Below are 26,043 nucleotides of genomic sequence, written 5' to 3' on the forward strand. Positions count from 1 at the left end.
CAAAATTTCTTGTTTTGGATAACTTTCATGGGGATTTTTTTGGTTTTATAATGACAATTTATTCTAAATCTAGTCAAAAGTACTTCAAATATTACAAAAATGAAATATTTCAGACTGTTGTACTCAATTAACAAATGAAATTATAAATTGTTGTAACCTTTTTGTAACCCTTAATTTTCAAGCATTTAACAATTTTAAAATTTGAGCGAATAGATACAAAGAGTTTTAATGAAAACAAATATCATTTAAAGGGTTAAAAATATGATCTTTTTTCTTGAATTATTTTTCTTGGTTTAATAAAATAGCCGAGTAGTAAAAATTAAACACAAAAAAATCTAAAAAAGAAAGAGGAGATACAAATGAATTTTAGAAAGTTAATTTTAAATTCTTCGGTTGTCATTATGACAAGTTTATTAGCATTTGTACCATCAAATTCACAAGCAAAAGATTTAAATAATGTTAAAGTAGAACAAAAATCAAGTGAAAATATACAATCAAAAAAATATTGGATAAATGATGATACAGATTTGTTTAAGAAAGAAAATGAACATAGTAAAATAATCGAAGGATTGGAACAAGGTGACAATGTAAAAGTTGAAAAAATCGGAGAAGTTTTTGCGAAAGTAAATTTCACAAAAGGTGACAAAAAATTCGAAGGTTTTATTTATAAATCATATTTGTCAGAAAAAGAAGTTAAACCAGATCCAAACAAATTTGAAGGATGGGTTAACGAAGAAACTAAAGTTTTCGATTCAAAAGAAAAAGAAGCAAAAGAATTGGGAGTAATCGACAAAGACTCAGAAATCAAAGGTCATATCGATGAAGATAATTTGAGAATTACTTATTTCGGAAGAACTGCTTATATTGTTGCAAAGAATACAACAAAGGAGTCTCCAGCAGATAGAGACAAAAGATTAGCAAAAGAAAGAAAAATCCAAGCTCAAAAACTTGCAGAAAAAAGAAAAAAAGAACAAGAAGAAAGAGCTAAGGAGGAAAAACAACAAGCACAATCAGCTCCTCAAAATGTTTCAGGAAGAACTATCACAATGAGATCTACTGCTTATACTTCAGATCCTGCAGAAAATGGTGGATATTCTACAACTGCAATGGGAACGTCAATTAGATATGGTGTAGCAGCTGTGGATCCTAGAGTTATTCCATTAGGAACTAGATTGTACATTGAAGGTTATGGATACGCTAGAGCAGAAGATACTGGTGGAGCTATTAAAGGAAATAGAATCGACTTAGTATTTGGTTCAAAATCTCAAAGCAACAATTGGGGAAGAAGAACTGTTAGAGTTACAATTTTAAATTAATTAAATATTATTACTACGATTAATGAAGGCGATGAATTTCATCGTCTTTTTTTGATTGACAAATACATAAGATATGATATAATAAAAAGATTTGTTATTGAATTAAGTTTGTGATTAAGCTATAATATAAGGTGAGGTGATAGTATGTTTAAAATAGGCGATAAGATTGTTTATCCTATGCACGGTGCAGGCATAATTACCGAAGTACAAAATAAAGAGGTCTTGGGAGTTAAAAAAGATTATTATATTTTGAAAATGCCAATGGGGGAAATGAAAATCTCGATACCTGTAGATAAGATAAATGATATGGGAATAAGATTTGTTGCAGAAGAAGAAACTATTCATTCTTTAAGAGATATTTTAAAGAATAGCGAAGTTGATTTTCCTTCAAATTGGAATAAAAGGTACAAAGAAAATCTCGAAAAATTGAGAATGGGAGATATAAAAGAAACTGCTATTGTGTATAAGGGTTTGTATGAATTAGATTATTCAAAAGGCCTATCCATGATTGAAAAGAAAGTACTTAATACCTCCAGAAAAATGCTTATTAGCGAAATAGCAAGTGGTTTGAATATTAAACCATCAGAAGCTGAAAGTATGGTGAACGAATTAATCGATTTAGATTAAAATATTTGTGAAAGGAGAAATATTTTGTTCAGACGAGGGATGTCAATACTGATATCTATCATCGGGGCTATTTTAGGAATTATATTTACTAATGTTATTTTCAGTAATTTTATTGAAAAATCAACTAGTGTGATTATTAAGATAGTCGCTATGATTGTAGCGGCAGTCGTATTTGGATTTATATTTTATGCTTTGGCTCCGAAATTCATATCAGTAGAATTAAAATTGATAGAATCTATTGAAGATTCTCTTAAAAAGTTCTCTCTGGTCGATATTGTTATAGGGACAATTGGTCTTGTGGTAGGGCTTATACTAGCATTTTTGATATCGCAACCGTTGTTAAAATTAAATATTCCAGGTATAGGAACTGTATTGACTGTTATTTTTGAAATTGTGTTTTATATTGGAATGGGATTTTTGGGAGCAAAACTTGCTCTTAATTATCACGATGATTTTCTCGCGTTTTTCGATAGAATCAAAACTAAAGAAAAACCAAATCTCAAATTTTCAAGCAAAGATAGCAAAGTTAGACCTAAAATAGTAGACACTTCTACTATTATTGACGGTAGAATTATCGATATATTGAAGACGGGATTTTTGGAAGGAAATTTAATAATTCCAATATTTGTCATCGAAGAACTTCAACATATCGCAGATTCGGATAATTATTTGAGAAGGCAAAAAGGAAGACGTGGATTGGATATTTTAAAAACTATGCAAACTGAGTACAAGGACAAGGTTAAAGTGGTTGACAAGAGATATCCAAACATTGATAAGGTCGATTCAATGCTTGTGAAAATGTCAGAAGAATTGAATGCGAATTTACTGACGAACGATTATAATTTGAATAAGGTTGCAAACTTGCAGGAAGTTTTCGTGTTCAACATAAATGATTTGGCAAATGCTATGAGGCCTGTTTTCGTGGCAGGTGAACCAATAAATGTGTCAATCATCAAAGAAGGACGCGAAAATAATCAAGGTATAGGCTACTTAGACGATGGCACTATGATTGTAGTTGAAGATGGCAAAAAATATTTGGGACAAGTTATTGAATGTACTGTTACAAGTGTTCTTCAAACTTCTGCAGGAAAAATGATTTTTGCAAAGAAATCTGAGGGAAAAGATTAGTAGTTATATATTTTATTTTATTATTTGAACTTATTAGAGAACTATTTGTATAGTTCTCTTTTTTATTGCAATGGCAAATCTTTTTAATTAAATTGATTTTTTGATATAATAATAATGAGGTGTTATATGGATAAATATATTTCAGCTATTATAACTGCGGCTGGATCCTCTCAAAGAATGAATAAAAAAATTCCAAAACAATTTTTGAAAATAAAAGACAAAATGATTTTGGAGATGACTTTGGATGTGTTTCAATCAATTGACGAAATCAAGGAATTCATTCTTGTAATTAGAGAAGAAGACGAAGAATTTGTACGAAATTTTATAAAAGATAAAAATTACAGAGATATCGTAATCGCTATCGGTGGAGACACAAGAGAAAAATCTACATACAATGGCTTGAATAAAGTAAATGAAAATTGTGATTTGATAATAAGCCATGATGCAGCAAGACCGTTTATTAGACGTGAAAAAATACTCGAAGCCATCGAATCTATCGGCGACTATGATGGGCTTGTGGTGAGCGTTGGAGCTAAGGATACCATAAAATATGTTGACGATGATATGAGGGTTGTTAACACTCCTAATAGATCACACTTGTATATGGCGCAAACGCCACAAGTTTTCAAATATAAGTCTATCAAAGACGCATACAAACTAGTATTTGACGAAAAAATAAATGTGACAGACGATTCATCTTTACTTGAAATCGTCGGTAAAAAAGTTAAAATAATTAAGGGCGATTATTCAAACATCAAAATAACAACACAAGAGGATTTGCTATTTGGAGAGTTAATTGCTAGAAAGAGAGAAAACGAATGAGAATAGGTTTTGGGTTAGATGTACACAAACTTGTTGAAGATAGAAAATTGATATTAGGCGGAGTTGAAATTCCACATGACAAGGGACTTTTAGGTCACAGTGATGCAGATGTTTTGATTCACGCTATAATGGATTCGATCTGTGGTGCACTTTGTTTGGGAGATATCGGCAAATTATTTCCAGACACTGATATGAAATACAAAGACATTGATTCCAGAGTTTTGCTTAGGAAAGTTTTTGAAATCATGGATGATATGGGTTATGAAGTTGGAAATATTGATTCTACGATTTCTTGCCAAAAACCTAAACTTAGAGATTACATCGATACAATGCGTGAAAATATCGCACAAGATTTGCACACTAATACTTTTAACATTTCAGTCAAGGCAACTACAACAGAAAAACTTGGCTTTGAAGGCAGATGTGAAGGCATTACAGCTAACAGTGTCTGCATATTAAATAAAAAAGCTTTATAGGTGATAATATGAATTTTCGAAGAAAAATAGCAATAGATTTGGGAACTGCGTCTGTTCTTGTGTATTTGCCAAACAAAGGAGTCGTATTAAATGAGCCTTCAGTTGTGGCGATGAATAGTTTTAATTCCAAAATAATATCTGTTGGAAAAGACGCTAAGAAAATTTTGGGGAGAACTCCAGGAAATATTGTCGCTAAGAAACCACTAAAGGATGGCGTGGTCGCAGATTTTAATTCAACAGAAAAAATCATTTCTTATTTGCTCAGAAAAACTTTGGGCAAATCACTAATCAGACCAGAGGTTTTGATTTGCGTTCCAAGTCAAATCACACAAGTTCAAAGAAGAGCTGTCATTCAAGCTTCAAAATACGCTGGAGCGTACAACACATATTTAATAGAAGAGCCATTAGCAGCAGCTATAGGTTCAGGAATTGATGTAACAGATGCAAGAGGTAATATAGTTGTAGATATCGGTGGAGGAACTACAGATGTTGCGGTGATTTCTATGGGAGGAATTGTAATTAATAAATCAATTCCTGTTGCAGGCGATGAGTTTGATAAAAAAATTCAAGATTTTGTCCAAACAAAATACAATATGATAATTGGGGAATCTACTGCAGAAAAAGTTAAAATAAATGTAGGCAGTGCATATCCTAGAGATGATGGAGAGTTGTACGAAATCAAAGGTAGAAATCTGGTAAATGGATTACCAATGCACATCTACGTTTCGTCAAAAGATATTTCAGTTGCATTGAAAAAGCCAATAGATAAAATTGTAGACACTGTTCAAGAAGTTTTGGAACAAACTCCAGCTGAATTAGCGGCGGATGTTTACGAAAGAGGAATCATTATGAGTGGCGGTGGATGTCTACTGAAAGGATTGGATAAATTAATTTCTGAAAGAATAGGTGTGAACGCTAGGATTGTAGATGGTCCAATCACGGCAGTTGTTAGGGGAACTGGTAAATCATTAATGTGGATGGATAAATTAAAAGAAGACAGTGATTCTCATCAAGATTTGAGAAGAAAAGTAATTGTTAGCAGAATGAGATAAAATTGTAATTATTACAAATTGTATTCATTGCTTGTTAACGATGTGGTATAATATATGTATAAAATAAAATAGGGGGTATTTTGATATGAAAATGATGACACAAACAAATTTACAATCAGCATTCGGAGGAGAATCTCAAGCAAGAAACAGATACAACATTTGGGGGAATAAAGCTGAAAAAGACGGTTTTAAAAATGTTGCAAGATTGTTCAACGCTACAGCTGACGCTGAAAAAATCCACGCTGCATTACACTTTGATGCATTAAAAGATGTTCACGGTGATTTCGCAGTAACTAGCATGGCTGGTTTCGGAATTGGAAGCACTTCTGAAAACTTAGAAGGAGCTAGAAAAGGAGAAATCTTCGAAGCAACTGAAATGTACCCAGCTTACATAGAAGTAGCTGAAATGCAAGAAGAAAAAGAAGCAGTAAGAGCTATGAGATTTGCTGTAGAAGCAGAAAAAGTTCACGCTGAAAGATTCGGAAAAGCAAAAGAATTCGTTGACGGTGGAAAAGACTTAGAAGTAGAAGAAATATTACTATGCCCAGTTTGCGGATACATAGGATTTGAAAAAATCGATGCATGTCCAATTTGCGGATGCAAATCCGAAAAATTCATAGAATATTAATTTTTTGATATAAGCCGGGTAATACCGGCTTATATTTTTAAAATCTGGAGGAAATTATGGTAGAGAAAAAGGTTTGTATAACAAACGAGATAGGACTTCACGCAAGAGCTGCATCCAAATTTTTGAATGAAGCAGTAAAATACAATTCTAATATTGAATTCATAAAAGACAATAAAACATACAGTGCTAAAAGTATTATAAGCATTTTGTCATTATCAGCGCACAAAGGATGTGAGCTTATTTTAAGATGTGATGGTGAAGATGAGCAATCAGCACTTGAAAAATTAAGCGAATTAATTGAAAACGGATTGGATTATTAAAATATAGTGTGAAAATGTTTTTACGAATAAACAGTGCTATAATCGTTTAATTTTGCAAAAAATTGGTGATAATTTATGGTATCATATAATTAAAGAAGCATAGATGGGAATGATTAATTTGGTTTTTTTGGATAAATTTTTTAATATGATCAATACACTAAGATTTTTGGATATCATAGATATCGTTATAGTTGCGGTCTGTATTTACAAACTATATATGATGATAAAAGAAACAAGAGCTGAACAACTCGTAAAAGGACTTGTAATCATATTTATTTTTGTAAAAATTAGTGATTCGTTGAAATTATACACTGTAAACTGGGTTTTGGAGAACATGATGACGGCTTTGGCTATTATGATAATAGTGGTATTCCAGCCTGAACTTAGAAAAATTTTGGAAACAATAGGTAGAAGTAATATTTTGACCAAATCATTTGCGGATATCAGAGGAGAGAAAGTGGATAAGTGCGTGGAAGAAATTGTACACGCTGTATTTTCACTTTCAAGACAAAAAATTGGTGCATTGATTATTTTCGAGAGAAGTACAGGTCTTGGAGACGTTGTAGAAACAGGCACAGTTTTAAATTCTGCGATTTCTAGCGAACTTTTGATAAATATATTCATACCTAATACTCCACTTCATGATGGTGCGGTTGTAATCAAAAATGATACTATCAAAGCGGCGGCATGTTTTTTGCCATTGTCCACAGAACAATCCATATCTAAAGAATTGGGAACAAGACACAGGGCAGCTATAGGAATGAGTGAAAAAAGTGATTGTTTGGCACTTATAGTTTCAGAAGAAACAGGTGGTATTTCAATAGCTGAACACGGTAAAATCAACAGATACGTTGATGAACCAACTCTAACAAAGATTCTGACAAAATTATACAATGATCAAGATTCTTATATTTTCAACAGAAAGGAAATAGAAGATGAAAGATAAATTAAAGAATAGTTCATACTTAAAAAATATTGATTTCAAAGGATTTTATTCAAACAATCTTATAATCAAAATAGTCTGTCTTTTTTTGGCGATATTTTTGTGGTCTTTTGTAATGGGAAATAAAAACCCTGTAGTAACAAAAGATATTCCAGTAGTAAACGTTGAATATCGTGGCGTAGATAAGTTAAGAGAAAATGGAAGAGTGATAATATCGCCGAAAACTCCTACAATATCTATGCGTGTGGAAGGAAGAAGAAACACAATCACTAAAATGAAAAATTCGGAAATAAAAGCTTTTGTAGATGTTAAATCTATAAAAGTTGATTCTGAAACATTACCCGTAGAGGTAAGCCTTCCTCAAGGAGTTAACGTATCAGATCAATCTGACGAAACTATTTTGGTGAAAACAGAAACAGTTGATACTGTTAAATTTCCTATAAGAATAATGAAAGTAGGAGATTTGGCGGGAAATGTCGAAATTGATTCTATTAAATTAGATCCAAAAGATATAAAAGTATCTGGAGCTAAGACGTATCTCAACTCAATTGATTACGCATCAGTCAAAATTGATCAATCAAATATTGACAAGGATATCAACCTAGATTTACCGATTAATCTAAGCTTAAAAGACGACACTACAGGATCATACTTGACAAAATCATCTGAAAGCTGCAAAGTAATAATAGATGTATTGCTTAAAAAAGATGTTGAAATCAAACCAGTTGTGACTAATATTCCAGACGGGTTGAAAGTCAAGAAAGTTACATTCAGTAGACCGACAGTAAAGATAAAAGGTCAAGATGATATTATAAAATCACATTCAAATATAACAACAAAAGCCATAGATTTAAAAAGTTTTAAAGAGGGAGAAAACACAGTAGATGTAACATTGGACTTACCGCAATCAATTGTACTTGCAGAAGGCTCCAACGGAAGAATCACAGCAACAGTTGTCCTGGAAAAATAATATGAAAACTAAAAACAAAATCCCATTAATAACAATTGTAATAGGTATAATTCTAACAGCAATTTCATTTTATGTGGAAAGAGTAGCTGAAACATCACCGGATTTTCCAAAATTACTGAGCCAAGTTGTATTTTTCTCATTGCCAATCACATCTTTTATTGGTGTGTACTTTTCATATAAAACTGAAAATTTAAAAACTTTAATAATAAATACATTGTTCTTGTTACCGATTACAAGTTTTATGTTTATATAAAAGCGAGTGCAAACTCGTTTTTTTGTTTGCAAAAAATGTACATTTTAATTGATTTTTATATTATGTGTTATAATTAGATTATAAAAATATGAGGGGGATATTGATGGGAAAATATTTCGGAACTGACGGTATAAGAGGCGTTGCAGGCGAAGATTTAACTGTTGAATTAGCTTATAAGCTTGCGAGAGCAGCTTGTTATAAATTAAAAGATGTAGATAACAAATTAATTGTTATAGGAAAAGATACTAGAATTTCTGGGGATATGTTGGAAGCGGCTTTGATTAGTGGAATTACTAGCATGGGTTTTGATGTGTACAGATTAGGCGTGATTCCTACACCAGCTGTTGCATATTTGACTAGATTTTACAATGCTTGTTGTGGAATTGTAATTTCTGCAAGCCACAATCCTTACGAATTTAATGGAATAAAATATTTTTCGAATGAAGGTTTCAAATTAAAAGATAGTCTTGAAGAAGAAATCGAATATTTGATTGATCATCAAGATGAAATCGACGTAAAAATTACAGGAGAAAAAGTAGGTAGAGTTTATGAAGAAGAATGCGCAAAGGATACATATATCAATTATCTTTTGAGCAGGGTTGATTTGGATTTGACTGGTGTGAAGGTGAGCTTGGACTGTGGTTATGGAGCTACTTCTGAAATCGCACCAATTATTTTCAATAGATTAAATGCTGATGTGACTGTTACAAATACAGAATACGACGGAAAGAATATCAACTTTAAATGTGGCTCGACAAATCCTGAAGTTATATGTAATTTGGTAAAAATTTCTCAATCTGATATGGGATTTTCATTTGATGGAGACGGGGATAGGTTGATTGCTTGTGATGAAACTGGTGAAATAATGGATGGAGACCACGTTATTTGTGCAGTTGGACATTTCTTAAAAGAAAACAACAAGCTTAAGAACAATGCAGTTGTAGGAACTGTTATGACCAATATCGGACTTATAAAAAGTTTGAAAGAAGTTGGCGTGGATGTTATCAAAACACAAGTTGGAGACAGATACGTTCTTGAAGAAATGAGAAAAAATGGCTACATTATTGGTGGAGAACAATCAGGACACATTATTTTCATAGAAGATAATACTACTGGTGATGGAATATTATCGGCGATTAAATTAGCGGAAATAGCTGTGAAATCAAAACAAAAACTATCAGAAATGAACAAATTGATGACTAGTTTCCCACAAGTTTTGGTGAATGCAAAGGTTAATAATGAATACAAAAAAGTGTACAAAGATGATGAAGTAATCAATCAAAAAATAGCTGAACTTGAGCATGAATTCAAAGATGAAGGCAGAGTTTTGATAAGACCTTCTGGAACTGAGCCTTTGATTAGGGTTATGATTGAAGGAGAAAACCAAGAAGTTTTGGAAAAGAAGGCTATTGAATTGAAAGATTTAATCGAAGAAAGATGTGAGTTGATATGAGAACAATAGCGATTATTTCAGCATTAGAAAGTGAACAAGAGTATTTCAGAGAACAATTTAAGCCGGTTAAAAAGGACAAGTTCAATCACTATGAAATATATGTTTCGGAATTTGAAGACAAGAAAATTATAAATTGCGTTTGTGGAATTGGAAAAGTAAACTCAGCAGCTTTAACACAAAGAATTATCGATATGTACAATCCAGATTTGGTAATAAATTGTGGTGTGTGCGGTGGATTGGACAAATCTCTTACTTTTGATGAGGTAATACTTGCGGACAAATTAAAATACCACGACATAAATTTGGATATTTTTAGCGACAATATTCCTTACACTGACACCTTTGAAGCTGATAGTGTAACATTGAAAAAATTGGATGAGATTATGACACAAGAAAATTTGAAGCACAGGATAGGCCTTATTGTAACTGGAGATCAATTTATCTCAACGACTGAAAAGCAAGAAGAGTTATTTGAAAAATATCACGCGTTGGGAACCGAAATGGAAGGCTGCTCCATTGCTCATACGTGTTATCTTAACGATGTGAAGTTTTTGGTTATAAGAAGTTTGTCCGACTTTGCAGATGACGATGCGGATGATGAATTTTACAATGATTTAGAAACAAAAACAAAGAAGGCTGCACATAGTGTAGTTGTATTGATTAAAAATATGTAGATAAGAGCGTAGGATGAATGAGAATTTGTCCTGCGTTTTTATTTTATTAAAAATGGGCAAAAAAATACATCTGTACGAAACAGATGTATTTTTTCATAATATCAATAACAAAAGGAAACAAAAAAATCACAAATATAATTTGTGATTATGGTCGGGGTGAGAGGATTTGAACCCCCGGCCCCATGGTCCCAAACCACGTGCGCTACCGGACTGCGCTACACCCCGACGTTTTTATTACTTGCTTATCTCAAGTACTTTATTAGTATACGATAGATTTAGATTTATGACAAATCCATTTATAGCTAAATAAAAGGAGATAAAAGTGATTAAATTTAATAATCACATTTTATCTCTGTTTTACTAAGAATTAAAAAATCTTAACTTTTAATTTACATTTTGTTAATATTCGTAGTAATACTTGAATAATTCGTAGATATATTCGTTGTCTTTACATCCACCTAATTCCCTTACAGAGTGCATTGAAAGAATTGCATTTCCAATATCGATAGATTGAATATCCAAATTAGAAACAGTGATAGGTCCAATTGTGGAGCCTCCTCTTTTATCTGATCTGTTTGTGAATTCTTGGCATGGAATGTTTTTATCTAAGCATAATTTTTTAAATATTGAGGAGCTAACAGCATCAGAAGTATATGCTCCATTTGCCGCATATTTTATAACAGGGCCATTGTTGATTAGTGGTCTGTTAGTAGGGTCAGCCATTTCTGTGTAATTTGGATGCAAGCTGTGTGCTTGGTCAGCGCTTATTAGATAAGAATTGTGCAATACTTCGTAGAAGTTTTTGCTGTTATCTTCGACTATTTTTTTGAAGCAATCGCTTAGAAGTGTACTTCCTGCTCCTTGTTTTGTAGAAGATCCGATTTCTTCGTTATCAAAAACCATAGCTAAGGCTAATGTGTTTGTAACGTCGGAATCTATTAAGGATTTGATAGAATTAAAAGCCATTCCCAAGTTATCAATTCTTCCAACTGAATAAAATTCGTCATTTTCTCCGACAAATTCTCCTTTTTGTCTGTCGTATAAGAACAAATCAAAATCTAAAATATCTTCTGAATTTATTCCGGTATTTCTCGCTAAAATTTCTTCGAAAGAAATCTTTGAATCTTTTTCTGATAATGCTAAAAGTGGCAAAGTGTCCTTTTGTGCATTGAATTTGTATCCGTTATTTACATCTCTATTCATGTGGATTGCAACGTTAGGAATTATCAATAAATTTTTGTCTACATTGATATGTTTGATTTCAGGTTTGAAAGGATTATCTGATTTTAAAACAACTCTACCAGCTACAGACAATGGACGGTCGAACCATGTGCTTAGTATTGGTCCACCGTAAACTTCAGTGTTTAAAGTCAAAAATCCGTCTTTGTTTACGATAGAATTTGGTTTTATTCTAAAAGTTGGGCTATCTGAATGAGACCCAATCAATCTGATATTATCGAAATCAGAACTTCCTTTAAAAGCGATAATTGATGAATCGTTATTTGTTACAAAATATCCTTTGCCATTTTCGATTTTCCAATTATCTTTAAATTTTAATTCAGTAAATCCGTTTTCTGTTAGTGTTTTTTTGAAATTATCGATAACGTGAAAAACAGATGGACTATTATCGATAAAACTCATTAATTCTTTTGTTATGTTCATAAAATCACCTCATTAATAGTATACCCAAAAATAAAAATACTTAATACTAAAAGTTTACAAAAAATATACTTAGTGGTATAATGAAGTTACTTCAGGGCGAGGTTGATTTCCTCACCGGCGGTTATAGTCCGCGAGCATTATGCATGAATTGGTGTAATTCCAATACCGACAGTAAAGTCTGGACGAAAGAAGTAAATGTAATAATTAACATTTAGCCCTAAATATAAGGGCTTTTTTATTTGCCCTTGAAAATCTTAGGAGGTAGGTTATGGAAACCACAAGAAAAAATTCTAGTACTCAAACTATGGTGAAGATCAGTATATTAGGGGCAATAAGTGCATTGCTTATGATTTTTAAATTCCCTCTACCATTTGCACCACCATTTATGACAGTGGACATTGGAGATTTGGGAGTATTAATTTCAGGATTTGCACTAGGACCTGTAGCAGGTGTGTTGACTTCTGCAGTTAAGATTTTGTTGAACTTTATAATCAACGGAACAACTACTGGTGGAGTTGGGGAATTATCTAACTTTATATTGTCATCAGTATTCGTTGTTGTAGCAAGTTCAATTTACAACAAAGGCAAAAGCAGAAAATCAGCAATCACTGGATTAGTTTTCGGCGTATTGGCTTACACAATCGTTGCTTGTATTTCTAACTATTTTGTAATTTTCCCATTGTACGGAATTAATTTGGTTGATTTTACAAAAGAGTTTGCAAAAGTAAATTCATTGGCAGGCACTCCATTGATGTTCGTGCTTTTCAGTATAGTGCCATTTAACATTGTAAAAGGTATCATCGTATCTGCAGTTACAATCGCACTTTACAAGCCAATTTCAAGATTTTTGAAAAAATAATCAATAACATACATGTAAAAATTCATAAAATATACAATGACTCATTAATCTAAAATAATGAGTCATTTTTGTTGTTGTTCAGTTGTGATATAATTTATTTGGTGATATTTATGGAATATATTTTAAATGATTTAAAAGATACTGAAAAATTTGGACAACTTTTTGCAAAAGCTTTAAAAAAACAAGATGTTATATCTTTGATTGGTGATTTGGGAGCCGGAAAAACTACTCTTACTAAATCTTTTGCAAAAAGTTTTGGTATTGAAGAAAGTGTAACCAGTCCAACTTTTTCATTGGTAAATACATACTACGGTGATGTTGATTTAAATCATATTGATTTGTATAGATTAGAAGATGAGATGGAGATAGAATCCTTAGATATAGATGAGTTGTTGTATCCAGAAGGAATTACTATCATTGAATGGGCTAGTCAAGCACAGTCTTATATGCCTAGAAATTTAATTGAAATTTACATTGAAAAAACTGGTGATGTTTCCAGAAAAATTAGAATTGACGGAAACAACAAAAGAGAAAAAGAAATTATAGAGGAATTAAATGAAAATTTTAGCGATTGATACTTCAACTATGATTAGCTCTTGTTCTTTGATGGAAGATGGACTAATCGTTGGAGATTATAATATAAATCAAAAGAAAACTCACAGCGAAACTTTGGTTTTGATGATTGAGCAAATGCTTGAAAAATTAGATACAGAAATTGAAGATGTGGACGTGTTTGCGGTGTGCAAGGGACCTGGATCTTTTACTGGTCTTAGAATTGGAATGACCACTGCAAAGACTTTTGCACAAGTTTTCGATAAAAAAATCGTCGGCATATCTACCTTGGAAGCTTTGGCTAATATGATTAGCACTGACAAAATCATTATTCCTATTTTGGATGCAAGAGGTGGGAGAGTTTACTACTCGATGTTCACTAACGATTCAAAATTAGAACGTTTGATGGATGATGATTTGATTTATTTTGAAGATTTGGTTGAACAACTTGACGATGATAAGGAATATATTTTCGTGGGAGATGGAGTGTATTCTTTCTTAGATGAAATCAAATCTAAGAAGAACTTCCACCTTGCAAATTCTTCGTTGAATAATTGTATTACAAGGTCGATTTGTGACTTGGCAAATAAAACCGAAACATTTGATAGCTATTACACTCTTAGCCCAGATTATGTGAGAAAATCACAAGCACAACGAGATTACGAAAGAAGACACAGTAATGATAATTAGACAGATGGATTCCTTTGATTTGGATGATGTTGTAGAAATTGAAAGGGAAAGTTTTTCAGATGCTTGGAGCAAAATAGGATACGAAGCTTGTTTGAAAAATGAATGTAATCATTATTTTGTCGGAGAAAAAGAAGGCAAAATCGTGGGGATTATTGGATTTTCAATAGTTGTTGATGAAGCTGAATTACAAACAATTTCTGTGAAAAAAAGTTGCAGAAACTGTGGGATTGCAACTGAATTTATAAAATTTATGTTAGATTTTTGCAAAAAGGAAAATGTCAAAAATATTTTCTTGGAAGTTAGAGAGTCTAACTTTGAAGCAATTAATCTTTACACGAAATTTGGATTTCAAAAAAACGGCAGAATTAACGGATATTACGAAACTCCAAAAGAAGACGCATTGAGGATGATGTTGAATATGGATGATATTAAAGAAAATATAATTACGCTTGCAATTGAAACATCTTGTGATGAAACAAGCGTTGCGATTGTAAAAAATGGAAGAGAAGTGTTGAGTAATGTGATTTCTTCTCAAATAGATGTACACAAAAGATATGGTGGTGTGGTTCCGGAAGTTGCGAGCCGTCTTCACTTAGAAGCAATGAACTCTATTTTGCAACAATCTTTGGACGAAGCAGGTTTATCATTGAAAGATATTGATGTAATTTGCGTTACAAAAGGTCCCGGACTTATTGGTGCATTATTAGTTGGGATTTCTTGTGCAAAATCATTGAGCTATTGTTTGAAGAAGCCTCTTGTAGGGGTAAATCACATGCAAGGCCACATTTGTGCAAACTACATTAGCCACAAAGAATTAGAACCACCATTTATTTCCTTGGTTGTATCTGGCGGACACACTTATTTAATAGATGTTATAGATTATCAAAATTACGAAATAATTGGCTCTACAAGAGATGACGCTTGTGGTGAAAGCTATGATAAAGTTGCACGTGCGTTGGGATTGGAATATCCAGGTGGGCCTGTTATTGACAGGCTTGCAAAACAAGGAAATCCAACAGCGATAGATTTTCCAAGAGTAATGCTTGAAAAAGACAGCTACGATTTTAGTTTTAGTGGATTGAAAACAGCTGTTCTAAATTATTTGAACAATAAAAATCAAAAAAACGAAGAAATAATAAAAGAAGATGTTGCAGCATCTTTCCAAGAAGCTGTCATAGATGTTTTGGTTGAAAAATCTTTTAGATTATTAGAAGAAAAAAATCAAAAAACTTTCGTACTAAGTGGTGGAGTAGCAGCAAATTCTAGATTAAAAGAGAGAGTTTTGGAAAAAGCAGAAGAAAAAGGAATACAAGTGTATTTTCCAGATAAAATCTTGTGCACAGATAACGCTGCAATGATTGCAACTGCTGGATACTATGATTATATCAACGGAAAACAAGATGGACTTGATTTGAAAGTTTATCCTAATTTAGAATTATAAAATGTAGCTATAAAATTAAATATTAACATTAAAAAAGGAGTTCTCACTTTAAAATGAGGACTCCATATTTTTTATTCAACTGTTACTGATTTTGCTAAGTTACGTGGTTTATCTACATCTAAGCCTTTTTTCAAAGAAGTATGATATCCCAACAATTGTTCAGGAACTACTGAAAGTATCGGATACAATAATTCTAACGTTTTAGGAATGAAGATGATTTCTTCTGAGAAATCTTTCATATTGTCATTTCCTTCAACTGTGATTGTGAATACTTTCGCTCCTCTTGTCACAACTTCTTGAACATTTGAAATTGTCTTTTCAGCTAATTTTGATTGTGTAATAACTGATAATGCTGGAGTGTTTTGTTCTATCAAAGCGATTGAACCGTGTTTTAATTCTCCTGCAGGGAATGCTTCAGTGTGAATGTAGGAAATTTCTTTTAATTTTAAAGCTCCTTCTTTTACACTCAAGAAGTCCAATCCACGTCCGATAAAGAACATCGATTTATCTTCCTTGATAGCTTCAGCTATTTTTTCAGTTATTGATTCTGATTTTAGTGTTTCATCTATTTTTTCAGGCATTGTTTTTAATTCTTCGATGTATTTTGAATATTCAGAATCTTCAATTGTGCCTAATTTCTTTGCAAAATCCAAAGCCAACATTATCACTGTAACCAATTGTGAAATGTATGCTTTAGTACTGGCTACTGCAATTTCTGGACCTGCCAAAGTGTAGATAACCTTGTCAGCTTCTCTTGCTATTGATGAGCCAACTACGTTTGTAACTGCCAAGATTTTTGCACCTTTGTTTTTGGATTCTCTAAGAGCTGCCAATGTATCAGCAGTTTCTCCTGATTGAGAAATCAAAATCACTAGAGTGTTTTCATCGATAAATGGATCGTTGTATCTGAATTCTGATGCGATATCAGTAATTACAGGTATTTTTGCCAATTTTTCAATAGCAACTTTACCAACTTCACCTGCATGATAAGCTGTACCACATGCAACGATGTATACTTTGTTTATTTTTGATAATTCTTCTTTAGTTAATGAATTTTCTGCAAAATCTATTACGTTATTTTTTACATTAACCTCCAAAGTCTTCTTAACAACTACTGGTTGTTCGTGAATTTCTTTTAACATAAAATGCTCATAGCCACCTTTACTAGCTTGATCAATTGTCATGTCTACAGTTTTAACTTCACGATCAACTTTTTCGAAATCTTTATCGTAAATTGTGTAATTTTTCTTATCTATTTCTACGATGTCTCCATTTTCCAAATACACGATGTCTCTTGTGTATTTTAAAACAGAAGGAATATCACTTGCTAGAATTATTCCGTCGTCACATTTTCCTAAAATCAACGGAGATTCTTTTCTTACAGCGATTAGTTTGTCTTTTTCGTATTCTGAAACAATTCCTAATGCATAAGCTCCCTTTAATCTTTTGATTGTAGATTTTACTGCTTCTAATAAATCGTCTTTATAGTACTGGCTAATCAATGCAACAACAATTTCTGTGTCTGTAGTTGATTTGAAAGTGTAGCCATTATCTTCTAATTCTTTTTTTAATTCTTTGTAATTTTCGATAATACCGTTGTGAACAACTGAGAATTTACCATCTTCACTTACTTGTGGATGAGCGTTAATTTCATTTGGTTCACCGTGAGTTGCCCATCTAATGTGACCAATTCCGACACTAGCGTTGTTGTCGATTTCATCGATAGAATCTATTAAATTTTGCAATTTTCCTTTTCTTTTTACTGTTTCGATTTTATCTGTTACTACAGAAATACCGCTTGAATCATAACCTCTGTATTCCAGAGATTTTAATCCGTTTAATATGATTTCTACGGCTGATTTTTCGCCGTTATAACATACTATTCCGCACATATATTTACCTCCAAATTTTTTAGAGATACACTTCATTATTTTTGTTTCAAAATTGCTCTTGAACTTTGTTAAATGCTAAGGCTGTGTTACCTATAGAGCTCCCGCCGAAAAATTCGATAACTCTATCCCTCGTTAACCGTAAAGGTCTGGCGCTTTTTTATTTTTATCTCTTGAGATATTATATCAAATATAAAATGTAGTGTAAATTTTATTAGCAAATTGCAATAATTTTGTAACAAATGAAAACAGAAGAGAAAATAATTCTCAATTTCTCTTGACATTAATACTCTTTATCAATATAATATCAATGTAATAGATTTAAACGTTTAAATGAAGGTGATTAAATGAATTTGGCATTAGTGCCACTCAATGAAGATTTTGAAATCGTAAAAATAAAAAAAATAAAAGATGATTCACAAAAAAAACTGTTGAATAATATGGGCTTTGTTGAAGGGGCGCTCGTGAGTGTTGTTTCAGAAAGCCACGGAAATTTGATAGTTAAAATCAAAGGTTCAAGAGTGGCTATAGGAAAAGATATAGCTATGAGAATTATGGTAAATCATATTTAATGATATTTTATCAAGGAGGATACATAAGTGGATAACGAAATGAATCTTAAACACGCCGAAGTAGGAAAATACTACAGGATTGTTAAGATTTTGGGGAAAGGTCCTGTTAAAAGAAGAATAATGGATATGGGTATTACAAAAAATGTAGAAATCTATATCAGAAAAGTAGCACCATTAGGAGATCCAGTTCAAATTAATTTGAGAGGATATGAACTAAGTCTTAGAAAAGATGATGCAGAAAATATTTTAATAGAAATTATAGATAAATAATTAGGAGGACTTATGTCAATAAGAATTGCTTTAGCAGGTAACCCTAATAGTGGTAAATCTACTATGTTTAACGCATTGACAGGATCCAATCAATATGTTGGTAACTGGCCAGGCGTTACTGTAGAAAAAAAAGAGGGAACCTTAAAAAATAACAAAGATATTAAAATTACCGACTTACCGGGAATTTACTCGCTTTCTCCATATACTTTGGAAGAAGTTGTTAGTAGAAATTACTTAATAAACGAGAAACCAGATGTAATTATTGATGTTGTGGATGCTTCAAATATTGAAAGAAACTTGTATCTTACAACACAATTATCTGAAATTGGAATTCCAATGGTTTTGGCATTTAATATGATGGATGTCGTTAAGAAAAATAACGATAAATTAAACACAAAACTAATATCTGAAAAATTGGGAATTCCAATAGTTGAAGTATCAGCACTTAAAAAATTAAACTTGGATGAATTAATTGAAGTTGCACAAAAACAAGTGAAATCTCATCATGAATCGATAAAATCATTTAGTGATGAAATTGAAAATGTGCTTACTGAAATAGAAAATAGTGTAGAATCCATTAAAAATTCTGAATCAAAAAGATGGTTTGCTGTAAAAGCTTTGGAAAGAGATGAAAAAGCATTACAAGCTGTTCATATCACTGATGAAGAAAAAGCAAAAGTTGAAGAAATTGTTTCGAAAATTGAAGAAGAATACGATGATGATGGTGAATCCATAATTACAGATGAAAGATATACATTCATTACTTCAGTAATTTCAGATTCTGTACAAAAAGGAAGATCGGGATTAACAACTAGTGATAAAATCGACAGGGTGGTTACTAACAGATTTTTGGCATTACCAATTTTTGTATTGATAATGATAGCCGTTTACTTTATTGCGGTAAAGGTTGTTGGTGGTCCTCCATTCCACGATTGGTGGGCAGATACTGTGATGGGAACTGCATTAGCTGATTTAGCTACAAAAGGATTAGAAGCAATCGGAACTAGCGAATGGGTAACAAGCCTTGTTGTTGATGGTATTGTTGCCGGCGTTGGTGCAGTATTGGGATTCTTGCCTTTGGTTGCAACGTTGGAATTATTGTTAGCTATTTTAGAAGATATAGGATACATGTCAAGAATCGCATTTATGTTGGATAGAATGTTCAGAAAATTTGGTTTATCTGGTAAATCATTTATTCCAATCTTAATTGGTACTGGTTGTTCAGTTCCAGGAATTATGGCAACAAGAACTATTGAAAATGAAAACGACAGAAAAATGACTATCATCGTTGCATCATTCATGCCTTGCGGTGCAAAAACAGAAATCATAGCATTATTTGCAGCAGCGATTTTCGGTCAATGGTGGTTTGCTCCATTATTGTATTTTACAGGAATTTTGGCAGTAATAATCAGTGGCCTTATTTTGAAAAAGACAAAAGCTTTTTCAGGAGAACCTGCACCATTTGTAATGGAACTTCCTGAATATCACAAACCAACTGTTTCAAATGTTTTGCGTGTAACTTGGGATAGAACTAAATCATTTATCATAAAAGCAGGTACAATAATCTTAGTTGCATCAATTTGCGTTTGGATTTTACAAAATATTTCTGTTAAGGGAGAATTTGTTCATTTCGCTGATGATAGTACCGATACTATATTGGCGTTCATCGGAAAAATATTCGCGCCATTATTTGCTCCATTAGGATTCGGAAATTGGACTGCAACTGTAGCTTCATTCTTAGGAACTGTTGCTAAAGAAATGGTAGTCAGCGTTTACGGAATAGTTTCTGGTGTAGGTGATGATACAGCTAAAATAGCTGATTTGGTAAAAAGTAACTTCACTATAGCATCTGCTTTGAGTTTCTTGGTATTCAACCAATTAACAGTTCCTTGTTTTGCGGCAGTTGGTGCTATAAAAGAAGAAATGAATTCTTCTAAATGGACAGCATTTGCGATTATTTATCAAATTATATTTGCTTATCTAATTGCATTCATGGTATTTCAATTCTTAAATGTGTTGGTAGTAAAACAACCATTTACAATAATGACAGGAATAGCACTTGTAGTATTTGTTGGAATGTTGTATTTGATATTTAGAAAAGATAAATACAAAAACAATCAATCAAAAAGAGCAGTAGAATAGAGATAGAATTTAAAAGAAGGTGATTTTTTGAATATAGCTGATATAGTAGTATTATCAATAATTGTCGTAGCAATTGTGTTTGCAGTGCGTCGTATTATTAAAAAAGGTGGCAGCTGTGATTGCGGTTCCACTTCTTGCCCTCATTCTAATAATTACAATAAACAATAAAAAAAGCGTGGCCTTTAGCAGAGGTCACGCTTTGTTATTGTTCTAAACTTTTTAGGTGTAATTTGTTTTATATTTTTGAATTGTTGACAAAAATATGAATCAGATTGAAACCCAACTTCCTTTGAAATCTCGCTAACGGATTTGTCGGTGTAAGTCAAAAGCAGTAGACTTTTTTCTATTCTAAAAGTAGTCAAAATATTTGGAAGATTGCTTCCCGTGTTTTGACAAATCAATGTCGACAAATAGCTTTTGGACACGTGCAAGTGATCAGACAGAATATCCAAAGAAATCTTCTGCTCACTGTTATTGTAAATATAATCCAATGCCCTTCTGATTAATGGGTTTTCACAACCCTTTGTAAATATATTTTGGTTTGTAGTGTAATATTCTACGATTTCGTGAAGTATTTCACTGGTGTTTTCAGATTCATTATTTTCTACTTTATATAATAGTTTGTTTTTTTCATTTTCACAATATTTTAAACTTTGAGAATCGTTTATATTTTTCATCTGATTCCATGAAAATATCGCTAATAACTGAATAATTGTGTTCTTTTGGGATCTAATATTAGTTTCAGAATCTTCCCAATTTTTTAGTATTTCTTCAGCTAAATCATGTGCTTTTTTGTTTGATTTTATCTGAACAGCCTTTATTAACTTTGATTCCAATTCGAACATATAAAATTCCTTTCATTTTTTGAGTGTTACGAATTAATTATATAACTAATTTGCTTGAAATTGCAAGAAATGATACATTTTTGCAATTTGATTTGATTTTAATATATAATTAATGGAGAGGTAATTATGAAAAGAATTTTAATTTTGTGTATGTGTTTGTTGTTTTTATCGACAAAATCACTAGCGAATACGGATGTAGTTCTGGATAAAATAATTGAGAAAGACTGTTCCGATTTGTCAGAAAAATTGACAGAGGAAGTTTACGACAAAAACGCAAACTTAGTCATAGTAAATGAAAAAAAGGAAAGCGACATAATTTCAGCCCTAAGTTTTGCATATAAGAATAAGGCTGCGATTTTGCTTATTCAAAATGATGGAGCATATATAAAGAAAGAAAGTCCGATATTAAATGAAGCTAATAGGTTAAAAGCGAAAAATGTTTATATAATTGGCGGCCCCAAATCAGTTTCAGAAGAAATCTCTGATAATTTGAAATTGAGCGGCTTGTTGGTTACAAGAATTGATGGAAGAGATCGCGTCGAAGTGTCCAAGAATGTAATCAAAGAAAACACGAATTTGAATCCTACGGATACTTTAGTTATTAGCGATTTGTCTAATTTTAATTTTATTCAAGCGAAGATGGGCTATTATTTAAAGAATGGATACGCGATTACATTTGTGCAAGGTAAGAAATTTGACGATTCAATTACAAAGTTTGCTATTGACAAGGGGATTTCAAATATTTTGATAGATCAACCTACATCGATTATAAGTAGTGAATACGATGAGAAGCTAAAGCAAAATGGTTTCAAGGTTACACGAAATGATTACAAATCGGTCTATGATGCAAATTATGTTCAAAACAGTGATATTAAGTATTCTAAAATTATATTTACTGAATACAAAGATATTAGAACATCTTTATTGGCATCGTATGTTAGCCTACAAAAAAATTACGTAAATATTTTAGTAAATGAAGGCAATGTAGACAAGACTACCAATAAACTTCTTACGACATCTATACAAAATGGTATATATATCGGGAAAAAAGAAGAAAATTTCGAAAAATTAGCAAATAAATTGGATTTATACTACAAAGTTGAACAAAAATAACAGTTTTTTAATCATTTTAGCTAAAAAACTTTAAAAAAAATGGTATTTAGGGTATAATATTAGCTGGAATTTCTATTTTAAGTGAAATTAATTTAAGTTTTAAATAAAAATTAGGAGGAAAGTATGAGCGCAGTGCTTGTAAGTAAAGAAAATAATCAAGCGGTATTCACATGTGAAATACCTGCAGAAGATTTTAATAATGCAATTGAGGAAAGTTATAAAAAGAATAGATCTAAATTTAGTTTAAAAGGATTTAGAAAAGGTAAAGTTCCAAGAAAAATGTTGGAAAGAGCTTATGGTGAAGGTTTATTCTACGAAGATGCTGTAAATCTATTATTACCAGGAATTTACGAAAAAGCTATCGAAGAATTAGAATTAGAACCAGTTTCACAACCAGACATCGATCTTGATGACATTACTGAAAACAATGATGTAAAAGTAAAATTCACTGTTGATTTGAAACCAGAATTCGAATTAGGTGATTATTCTAATCTTTCAGCTGAAATCGAAGAATACAAAGTAACTGATTCTGATGTTGATTTGAAAATCAATCACGAATTAGAATCAAACGCAAGAGTTCAAGAAGTTGAAGGAAGAGAAGCTAAGGAAAATGACACTGTTTCTATCAACTTTAAAGGTTTTGTAGATGATAAAGCATTTGATGGTGGGGAAGCAGAAGATTACGAATTAGTTTTAGGTTCACACACATTTATTCCAGGATTTGAAGAACAAATCGTAGGTCACAATGTTGGAGATGAATTTGACGTTAATGTTAAATTCCCAGAAGATTACCACGAAGATTCTTTAAAAGGACAAGATGCTAAGTTTGAATGCAAAATCAATTCAATCAAAGAAAAAGTATTACCTGAATTAGATGATGAATTCGTAAAAGATGTTTCTGAATTCGATACTCTTGACGAATACAAGAAAGACATCAAAGAACACTTAGAAAAAGACAACGAACAAAGACAATTAGTTGAAAAACAAAACAAATCTGTAGAAGCTTTGATTGATGCTACTGAAATTACAGTTCCAGAATCAATGATTGACAACGAAGTAAATCGTCAATTCCAAGATTTTGCAAGAAGAGTTCAACAAATGGGCTTAAATACAGATCAATACTTCCAAATCACTAACACTTCAGAAGAAGATGTTAAAAACGAATTAAGAGCTAACGCTGAATTAAAAGTTAAAGGTGATTTGGTATTAGAAAAATATATCGAAAAAGAAGCAATCGAATCAACAGAAGAAGAATTAGATGAACAATTAAAAGAATTTGCAAAAGTATATGGACAAGATGATGAAGAAAAATTCATCGAAGAATTCAAAAATAGTCCAAACGTAGAATTCTTAAAAGAAGACATCAAGAGAAAAAAAGCTTTAGAAAAATTAGTAGAAAATACTAAATTTGAAACAAAGAAAGCTGAAGAAACAAAAGAAGATAAATAATATTTCAATATATTAGAATTAATAATAGGAGGTTATTATTATGCCATCTTTAGTACCAATGGTTGTAGAACAAAGTAATAGAGGCGAAAGATCTTACGATATTTTCTCTCGACTTTTAAAAGAAAGAATTATTTTCGTCACAGGCGAAGTTAATGATCAGATGGCGGATCTTGTTATAGCTCAATTATTGTTCTTAGAAAGTGAAGATCCAAAAAAGGATATTCAATTATATATCAATTCACCAGGAGGTTCTGTAAGCGCAGGATTAGCGATATACGATACTATGCAATACGTTAAACCAGATGTTTCAACAATCTGTGTAGGAATGGCTGCTAGTATGGGAGCAATCCTTCTAACAAGTGGTGCAAAAGGAAAAAGATATGCACTTCCAAATGCAGACACTTTAATCCATCAACCACTTGGTGGAGCACAAGGACAAGCTAGTGATATCGAAATTCACGCTAAGAATATTTTGAAGAAGAGAGAATTATTAAACAAGATATTATCTGAAAGAACTGGACAACCTCTAGAAAAAATTGAAAGAGATACAGACAGAGATTTCATACTAACAGCAGAAGAAGCAAAAGAGTATGGATTGATAGACGAAGTTATATATACTTCTAAATAAGGAAATATTTATGCCAAAAAATGAAAATCAATATAAATGTTCTTTTTGCGGTAAATCACAAGATGAAGTCAGAAAATTAATTGCTGGACCTGGAGTATTTATTTGCGATGAATGTGTTTCATTATGTAACAGCATAATAGAAGAAGAATTCAAAGATATAAATAATACCCAAGAAAGAATTGATTTGCCTAAGCCAATCGAAATCAAGGATGTGCTTGATGATTATGTAATCAAACAAGAAGAAGGCAAGAAAGCCTTGGCTGTTGCAGTATATAATCATTACAAAAGAATTAATTCTAATCTAATGAATAATGATGTAGAATTACAAAAATCAAATATTTTATTGGTGGGTCCAACTGGAAGTGGAAAAACACTTTTAGCTGAAACTTTAGCCAAGATATTGGATGTTCCTTTTGCTATAGCCGATGCAACTAGCCTTACAGAAGCTGGATATGTCGGAGAAGATGTAGAAAATGTAATTTTGAAGCTTATTCAAGCAGCGGATTACGATATAGAAAAAGCAGAACAAGGAATCATCTACATTGACGAAATCGACAAGATTACTAGAAAAAGCGAAAATCCTTCCATCACTAGAGATGTTAGCGGTGAAGGTGTACAACAAGCTTTGTTAAAAATAGTTGAAGGTACAATTTGTAATGTACCGCCACAAGGTGGAAGAAAGCATCCTAATCAAGAATATATTCAAGTTGATACAAAAAATATTTTATTCATTGTCGGTGGAGCTTTTGACGGCTTAGAAAAAATAATCGAAAAAAGAACAGAAACAAAATCAATAGGTTTTGGGGCAGATTTGGGAGAAAATGAACATAAGAGAATTTCTGAATTGTTCAAAGATATTAGGCCAGAAGATTTGATTAAATTTGGTTTAATTCCTGAATTTGTAGGAAGAATTCCAGTTTTAGTTACACTTGATGAACTAGATGAACAAGCTTTAATTAAAATACTTTTGGAACCTAAAAATGCAGTTATCAAACAATATCAAGAATTATTCAAAATGGATGATGTTGAGTTGGAATTTGATGAAGAAGCATTGAAAGCTATCGCCAAGTTAGCTTACGATAGAAAAACAGGTGCCAGAGGTTTGAGAACAATAATAGAAAAATCTTTGATGAATATTATGTTTGAGCTACCATCAAGACAAGACATTTCCAAAGTAATTTTGACAAAAGAAAGTGTACTAGAAGGAAAAGACCCAAAACTTGTTTTCAAAACAAATAATAAATAACACAAATAGCTCACTTTAGGTGA

Annotated in this window: 28 protein-coding genes, 1 tRNA gene, 1 pseudogene and 1 riboswitch; of the genes and pseudogenes, 26 read left to right on the forward strand and 4 right to left on the reverse strand. The window is 31.9% G+C overall.

Translation table 11 applies throughout. The features are described from left to right. Positions 1-359 precede the first annotated feature (359 nt). The 13 genes from ACU68W_RS06990 to ACU68W_RS07050 all read left to right on the forward strand — a co-directional run bounded on the left by ACU68W_RS06990 (position 360) and on the right by ACU68W_RS07050 (position 10,662). Entirely contained in the window at positions 360-1,316 is a 957-nt protein-coding gene (locus ACU68W_RS06990; protein ID WP_094223708.1) for a 3D domain-containing protein, read from the forward strand. A gap of 144 nt (positions 1,317-1,460) precedes the next feature. Next, the gene (locus ACU68W_RS06995; protein WP_094223707.1) at positions 1,461-1,943 is read left to right on the forward strand and encodes a CarD family transcriptional regulator; all 483 of its coding nucleotides are present in this window, start codon (positions 1,461-1,463) and stop codon (positions 1,941-1,943) included. Between the two features lie 39 nt (positions 1,944-1,982). Beyond that, on the forward strand, positions 1,983-3,071 hold the full coding sequence (locus ACU68W_RS07000) for a PIN/TRAM domain-containing protein (RefSeq protein WP_242428027.1): 1,089 nt from the start codon (positions 1,983-1,985) through the stop codon (positions 3,069-3,071). Positions 3,072-3,197: 126 nt separating this feature from the next. Further along, complete coding sequence (gene ispD, locus ACU68W_RS07005) at positions 3,198-3,893, forward strand: 2-C-methyl-D-erythritol 4-phosphate cytidylyltransferase (protein WP_094207462.1); 696 nt, start codon at positions 3,198-3,200, stop codon at positions 3,891-3,893. Beyond that, positions 3,890-4,369, forward strand: a complete 480-nt coding sequence (gene ispF / locus ACU68W_RS07010; protein ID WP_094223705.1) for a 2-C-methyl-D-erythritol 2,4-cyclodiphosphate synthase — start codon at positions 3,890-3,892, stop codon at positions 4,367-4,369. Before ispD ends, ispF begins: the two co-directional genes overlap by 4 nt. An 8-nt stretch (positions 4,370-4,377) precedes the next feature. Next, positions 4,378-5,421: a rod shape-determining protein gene (gene mreB, locus ACU68W_RS07015; protein ID WP_094206067.1), complete on the forward strand. Its 1,044-nt coding sequence runs from the start codon at positions 4,378-4,380 to the stop codon at positions 5,419-5,421. 85 nt (positions 5,422-5,506) lie between these two features. Continuing rightward, complete coding sequence (locus tag ACU68W_RS07020) at positions 5,507-6,049, forward strand: rubrerythrin family protein (protein ID WP_094223704.1); 543 nt, start codon at positions 5,507-5,509, stop codon at positions 6,047-6,049. 56 nt (positions 6,050-6,105) lie between these two features. Continuing rightward, entirely contained in the window at positions 6,106-6,369 is a 264-nt protein-coding gene (locus ACU68W_RS07025; protein WP_094223703.1) for an HPr family phosphocarrier protein, read from the forward strand. 103 nt (positions 6,370-6,472) lie between these two features. Next, the gene (gene cdaA, locus ACU68W_RS07030; protein WP_094223702.1) at positions 6,473-7,315 is read left to right on the forward strand and encodes a diadenylate cyclase CdaA; all 843 of its coding nucleotides are present in this window, start codon (positions 6,473-6,475) and stop codon (positions 7,313-7,315) included. After that, complete coding sequence (locus tag ACU68W_RS07035; protein ID WP_094223701.1) at positions 7,305-8,282, forward strand: CdaR family protein; 978 nt, start codon at positions 7,305-7,307, stop codon at positions 8,280-8,282. Before cdaA ends, ACU68W_RS07035 begins: the two co-directional genes overlap by 11 nt. A gap of 1 nt (position 8,283) precedes the next feature. Continuing rightward, positions 8,284-8,535: a hypothetical protein gene (locus ACU68W_RS07040; protein ID WP_180960072.1), complete on the forward strand. Its 252-nt coding sequence runs from the start codon at positions 8,284-8,286 to the stop codon at positions 8,533-8,535. 103 nt (positions 8,536-8,638) lie between these two features. Continuing rightward, a complete protein-coding gene (gene glmM / locus ACU68W_RS07045) occupies positions 8,639-9,988 on the forward strand; it encodes a phosphoglucosamine mutase (protein ID WP_094223699.1) in 1,350 nt (449 codons plus the stop codon). Then, complete coding sequence (locus ACU68W_RS07050) at positions 9,985-10,662, forward strand: 5'-methylthioadenosine/adenosylhomocysteine nucleosidase (RefSeq protein ID WP_094206060.1); 678 nt, start codon at positions 9,985-9,987, stop codon at positions 10,660-10,662. The genes glmM and ACU68W_RS07050 overlap by 4 nt, the downstream gene beginning before the upstream one ends. 148 nt (positions 10,663-10,810) lie before the next feature. Here the strand turns inward: ACU68W_RS07050 and ACU68W_RS07055 are convergent. Both ACU68W_RS07055 and ACU68W_RS07060 read right to left on the reverse strand, forming a co-directional pair. Further along, positions 10,811-10,887, reverse strand: a tRNA-Pro gene (locus ACU68W_RS07055). Positions 10,888-11,061: 174 nt separating this feature from the next. After that, the gene (locus ACU68W_RS07060; protein WP_094223698.1) at positions 11,062-12,324 is read right to left on the reverse strand and encodes a M18 family aminopeptidase; all 1,263 of its coding nucleotides are present in this window, start codon (positions 12,322-12,324) and stop codon (positions 11,062-11,064) included. Positions 12,325-12,407: 83 nt separating this feature from the next. Then, positions 12,408-12,522, forward strand: a riboswitch (FMN riboswitch). A gap of 70 nt (positions 12,523-12,592) precedes the next feature. On the opposite strand from ACU68W_RS07060, the gene ACU68W_RS07065 reads away from it, so the two are divergent. The 5 genes and pseudogenes from ACU68W_RS07065 to tsaD all read left to right on the forward strand — a co-directional run bounded on the left by ACU68W_RS07065 (position 12,593) and on the right by tsaD (position 15,866). Next, positions 12,593-13,183 carry an ECF transporter S component gene (locus ACU68W_RS07065; protein ID WP_094210068.1) on the forward strand — a complete coding sequence of 197 codons (591 nt, stop codon included), beginning with the start codon at positions 12,593-12,595 and terminating at the stop codon, positions 13,181-13,183. A gap of 110 nt (positions 13,184-13,293) precedes the next feature. Then, complete coding sequence (gene tsaE, locus ACU68W_RS07070) at positions 13,294-13,758, forward strand: tRNA (adenosine(37)-N6)-threonylcarbamoyltransferase complex ATPase subunit type 1 TsaE (RefSeq protein ID WP_094223697.1); 465 nt, start codon at positions 13,294-13,296, stop codon at positions 13,756-13,758. Beyond that, complete coding sequence (gene tsaB / locus ACU68W_RS07075) at positions 13,739-14,425, forward strand: tRNA (adenosine(37)-N6)-threonylcarbamoyltransferase complex dimerization subunit type 1 TsaB (protein WP_094206057.1); 687 nt, start codon at positions 13,739-13,741, stop codon at positions 14,423-14,425. The genes tsaE and tsaB overlap by 20 nt, the downstream gene beginning before the upstream one ends. A 4-nt stretch (positions 14,426-14,429) precedes the next feature. Then, a pseudogene (gene rimI, locus ACU68W_RS07080) lies at positions 14,430-14,822 on the forward strand (ribosomal protein S18-alanine N-acetyltransferase); the annotation flags it as partial. Positions 14,823-14,843: 21 nt separating this feature from the next. Next, entirely contained in the window at positions 14,844-15,866 is a 1,023-nt protein-coding gene (gene tsaD / locus ACU68W_RS07085; protein WP_242428045.1) for a tRNA (adenosine(37)-N6)-threonylcarbamoyltransferase complex transferase subunit TsaD, read from the forward strand. Positions 15,867-15,937: 71 nt separating this feature from the next. On the opposite strand, the gene glmS is transcribed toward tsaD, so the two are convergent. Next, on the reverse strand, positions 15,938-17,758 hold the full coding sequence (glmS, locus tag ACU68W_RS07090; RefSeq protein WP_446756327.1) for a glutamine--fructose-6-phosphate transaminase (isomerizing): 1,821 nt from the start codon (positions 17,756-17,758) through the stop codon (positions 15,938-15,940). Positions 17,759-18,102: 344 nt separating this feature from the next. On the opposite strand from glmS, the gene ACU68W_RS07095 reads away from it, so the two are divergent. From ACU68W_RS07095 to ACU68W_RS07110, 4 genes are read left to right on the forward strand one after another with little or no spacing between them, the layout of a single operon-like run. Further along, the gene (locus ACU68W_RS07095; protein WP_094206054.1) at positions 18,103-18,327 is read left to right on the forward strand and encodes a FeoA family protein; all 225 of its coding nucleotides are present in this window, start codon (positions 18,103-18,105) and stop codon (positions 18,325-18,327) included. Between the two features lie 39 nt (positions 18,328-18,366). Continuing rightward, positions 18,367-18,597 carry a FeoA family protein gene (locus tag ACU68W_RS07100; RefSeq protein ID WP_094206128.1) on the forward strand — a complete coding sequence of 77 codons (231 nt, stop codon included), beginning with the start codon at positions 18,367-18,369 and terminating at the stop codon, positions 18,595-18,597. A gap of 12 nt (positions 18,598-18,609) precedes the next feature. Beyond that, positions 18,610-20,739 (forward strand): ferrous iron transport protein B, encoded by a 2,130-nt coding sequence (gene feoB / locus ACU68W_RS07105; protein ID WP_094203986.1) that lies wholly within the window; start codon positions 18,610-18,612, stop codon positions 20,737-20,739. 27 nt (positions 20,740-20,766) lie between these two features. Then, complete coding sequence (locus ACU68W_RS07110) at positions 20,767-20,907, forward strand: FeoB-associated Cys-rich membrane protein (protein ID WP_094206053.1); 141 nt, start codon at positions 20,767-20,769, stop codon at positions 20,905-20,907. A 14-nt stretch (positions 20,908-20,921) separates the two neighbouring features. Here ACU68W_RS07110 and ACU68W_RS07115 read toward each other — a convergent pair whose 3' ends face one another. Continuing rightward, a complete protein-coding gene (locus ACU68W_RS07115) occupies positions 20,922-21,584 on the reverse strand; it encodes a helix-turn-helix transcriptional regulator (RefSeq protein WP_094224981.1) in 663 nt (220 codons plus the stop codon). Positions 21,585-21,710: 126 nt separating this feature from the next. Here ACU68W_RS07115 and ACU68W_RS07120 point away from each other — a divergent pair, with 126 nt between their 5' ends. From ACU68W_RS07120 to clpX, 4 genes are all read left to right on the forward strand, one after another. Continuing rightward, positions 21,711-22,697 (forward strand): cell wall-binding repeat-containing protein, encoded by a 987-nt coding sequence (locus ACU68W_RS07120; RefSeq protein WP_446756328.1) that lies wholly within the window; start codon positions 21,711-21,713, stop codon positions 22,695-22,697. Positions 22,698-22,820: 123 nt separating this feature from the next. Continuing rightward, entirely contained in the window at positions 22,821-24,146 is a 1,326-nt protein-coding gene (tig, locus tag ACU68W_RS07125) for a trigger factor (RefSeq protein ID WP_094203982.1), read from the forward strand. A gap of 40 nt (positions 24,147-24,186) precedes the next feature. After that, complete coding sequence (gene clpP / locus ACU68W_RS07130) at positions 24,187-24,774, forward strand: ATP-dependent Clp endopeptidase proteolytic subunit ClpP (protein WP_002835127.1); 588 nt, start codon at positions 24,187-24,189, stop codon at positions 24,772-24,774. Between the two features lie 10 nt (positions 24,775-24,784). Then, positions 24,785-26,020, forward strand: a complete 1,236-nt coding sequence (clpX, locus tag ACU68W_RS07135) for an ATP-dependent Clp protease ATP-binding subunit ClpX (RefSeq protein ID WP_446756329.1) — start codon at positions 24,785-24,787, stop codon at positions 26,018-26,020. Positions 26,021-26,043: the final 23 nt, after the last annotated feature.

The sequence above is a fragment of the Finegoldia sp. P2-F-LR genome (genome assembly GCF_052932265.1).

Bases quoted from the DNA above. Each gene is read 5' to 3' on its own strand.
- ACU68W_RS06990 (WP_094223708.1), top strand. From the start codon at position 360: ATGAATTTTAGAAAGTTAATTTTAAATTCTTCGGTTGTCATTATGACA.
- ACU68W_RS06995 (WP_094223707.1), top strand. From the start codon at position 1,461: ATGTTTAAAATAGGCGATAAGATTGTTTATCCTATGCACGGTGCAGGC.
- ACU68W_RS07000 (WP_242428027.1), top strand. From the start codon at position 1,983: ATGTCAATACTGATATCTATCATCGGGGCTATTTTAGGAATTATATTT.
- ispD (WP_094207462.1), top strand. From the start codon at position 3,198: ATGGATAAATATATTTCAGCTATTATAACTGCGGCTGGATCCTCTCAA.
- ispF (WP_094223705.1), top strand. From the start codon at position 3,890: ATGAGAATAGGTTTTGGGTTAGATGTACACAAACTTGTTGAAGATAGA.
- mreB (WP_094206067.1), top strand. From the start codon at position 4,378: ATGAATTTTCGAAGAAAAATAGCAATAGATTTGGGAACTGCGTCTGTT.
- ACU68W_RS07020 (WP_094223704.1), top strand. From the start codon at position 5,507: ATGAAAATGATGACACAAACAAATTTACAATCAGCATTCGGAGGAGAA.
- ACU68W_RS07025 (WP_094223703.1), top strand. From the start codon at position 6,106: ATGGTAGAGAAAAAGGTTTGTATAACAAACGAGATAGGACTTCACGCA.
- cdaA (WP_094223702.1), top strand. From the start codon at position 6,473: ATGGGAATGATTAATTTGGTTTTTTTGGATAAATTTTTTAATATGATC.
- ACU68W_RS07035 (WP_094223701.1), top strand. From the start codon at position 7,305: ATGAAAGATAAATTAAAGAATAGTTCATACTTAAAAAATATTGATTTC.
- ACU68W_RS07040 (WP_180960072.1), top strand. From the start codon at position 8,284: ATGAAAACTAAAAACAAAATCCCATTAATAACAATTGTAATAGGTATA.
- glmM (WP_094223699.1), top strand. From the start codon at position 8,639: ATGGGAAAATATTTCGGAACTGACGGTATAAGAGGCGTTGCAGGCGAA.
- ACU68W_RS07050 (WP_094206060.1), top strand. From the start codon at position 9,985: ATGAGAACAATAGCGATTATTTCAGCATTAGAAAGTGAACAAGAGTAT.
- ACU68W_RS07060 (WP_094223698.1), bottom strand. From the start codon at position 12,324: ATGAACATAACAAAAGAATTAATGAGTTTTATCGATAATAGTCCATCT.
- ACU68W_RS07065 (WP_094210068.1), top strand. From the start codon at position 12,593: ATGGAAACCACAAGAAAAAATTCTAGTACTCAAACTATGGTGAAGATC.
- tsaE (WP_094223697.1), top strand. From the start codon at position 13,294: ATGGAATATATTTTAAATGATTTAAAAGATACTGAAAAATTTGGACAA.
- tsaB (WP_094206057.1), top strand. From the start codon at position 13,739: ATGAAAATTTTAGCGATTGATACTTCAACTATGATTAGCTCTTGTTCT.
- tsaD (WP_242428045.1), top strand. From the start codon at position 14,844: ATGGATGATATTAAAGAAAATATAATTACGCTTGCAATTGAAACATCT.
- glmS (WP_446756327.1), bottom strand. From the start codon at position 17,758: ATGTGCGGAATAGTATGTTATAACGGCGAAAAATCAGCCGTAGAAATC.
- ACU68W_RS07095 (WP_094206054.1), top strand. From the start codon at position 18,103: ATGAATTTGGCATTAGTGCCACTCAATGAAGATTTTGAAATCGTAAAA.
- ACU68W_RS07100 (WP_094206128.1), top strand. From the start codon at position 18,367: ATGAATCTTAAACACGCCGAAGTAGGAAAATACTACAGGATTGTTAAG.
- feoB (WP_094203986.1), top strand. From the start codon at position 18,610: ATGTCAATAAGAATTGCTTTAGCAGGTAACCCTAATAGTGGTAAATCT.
- ACU68W_RS07115 (WP_094224981.1), bottom strand. From the start codon at position 21,584: ATGTTCGAATTGGAATCAAAGTTAATAAAGGCTGTTCAGATAAAATCA.
- ACU68W_RS07120 (WP_446756328.1), top strand. From the start codon at position 21,711: ATGAAAAGAATTTTAATTTTGTGTATGTGTTTGTTGTTTTTATCGACA.
- tig (WP_094203982.1), top strand. From the start codon at position 22,821: ATGAGCGCAGTGCTTGTAAGTAAAGAAAATAATCAAGCGGTATTCACA.
- clpP (WP_002835127.1), top strand. From the start codon at position 24,187: ATGCCATCTTTAGTACCAATGGTTGTAGAACAAAGTAATAGAGGCGAA.
- clpX (WP_446756329.1), top strand. From the start codon at position 24,785: ATGCCAAAAAATGAAAATCAATATAAATGTTCTTTTTGCGGTAAATCA.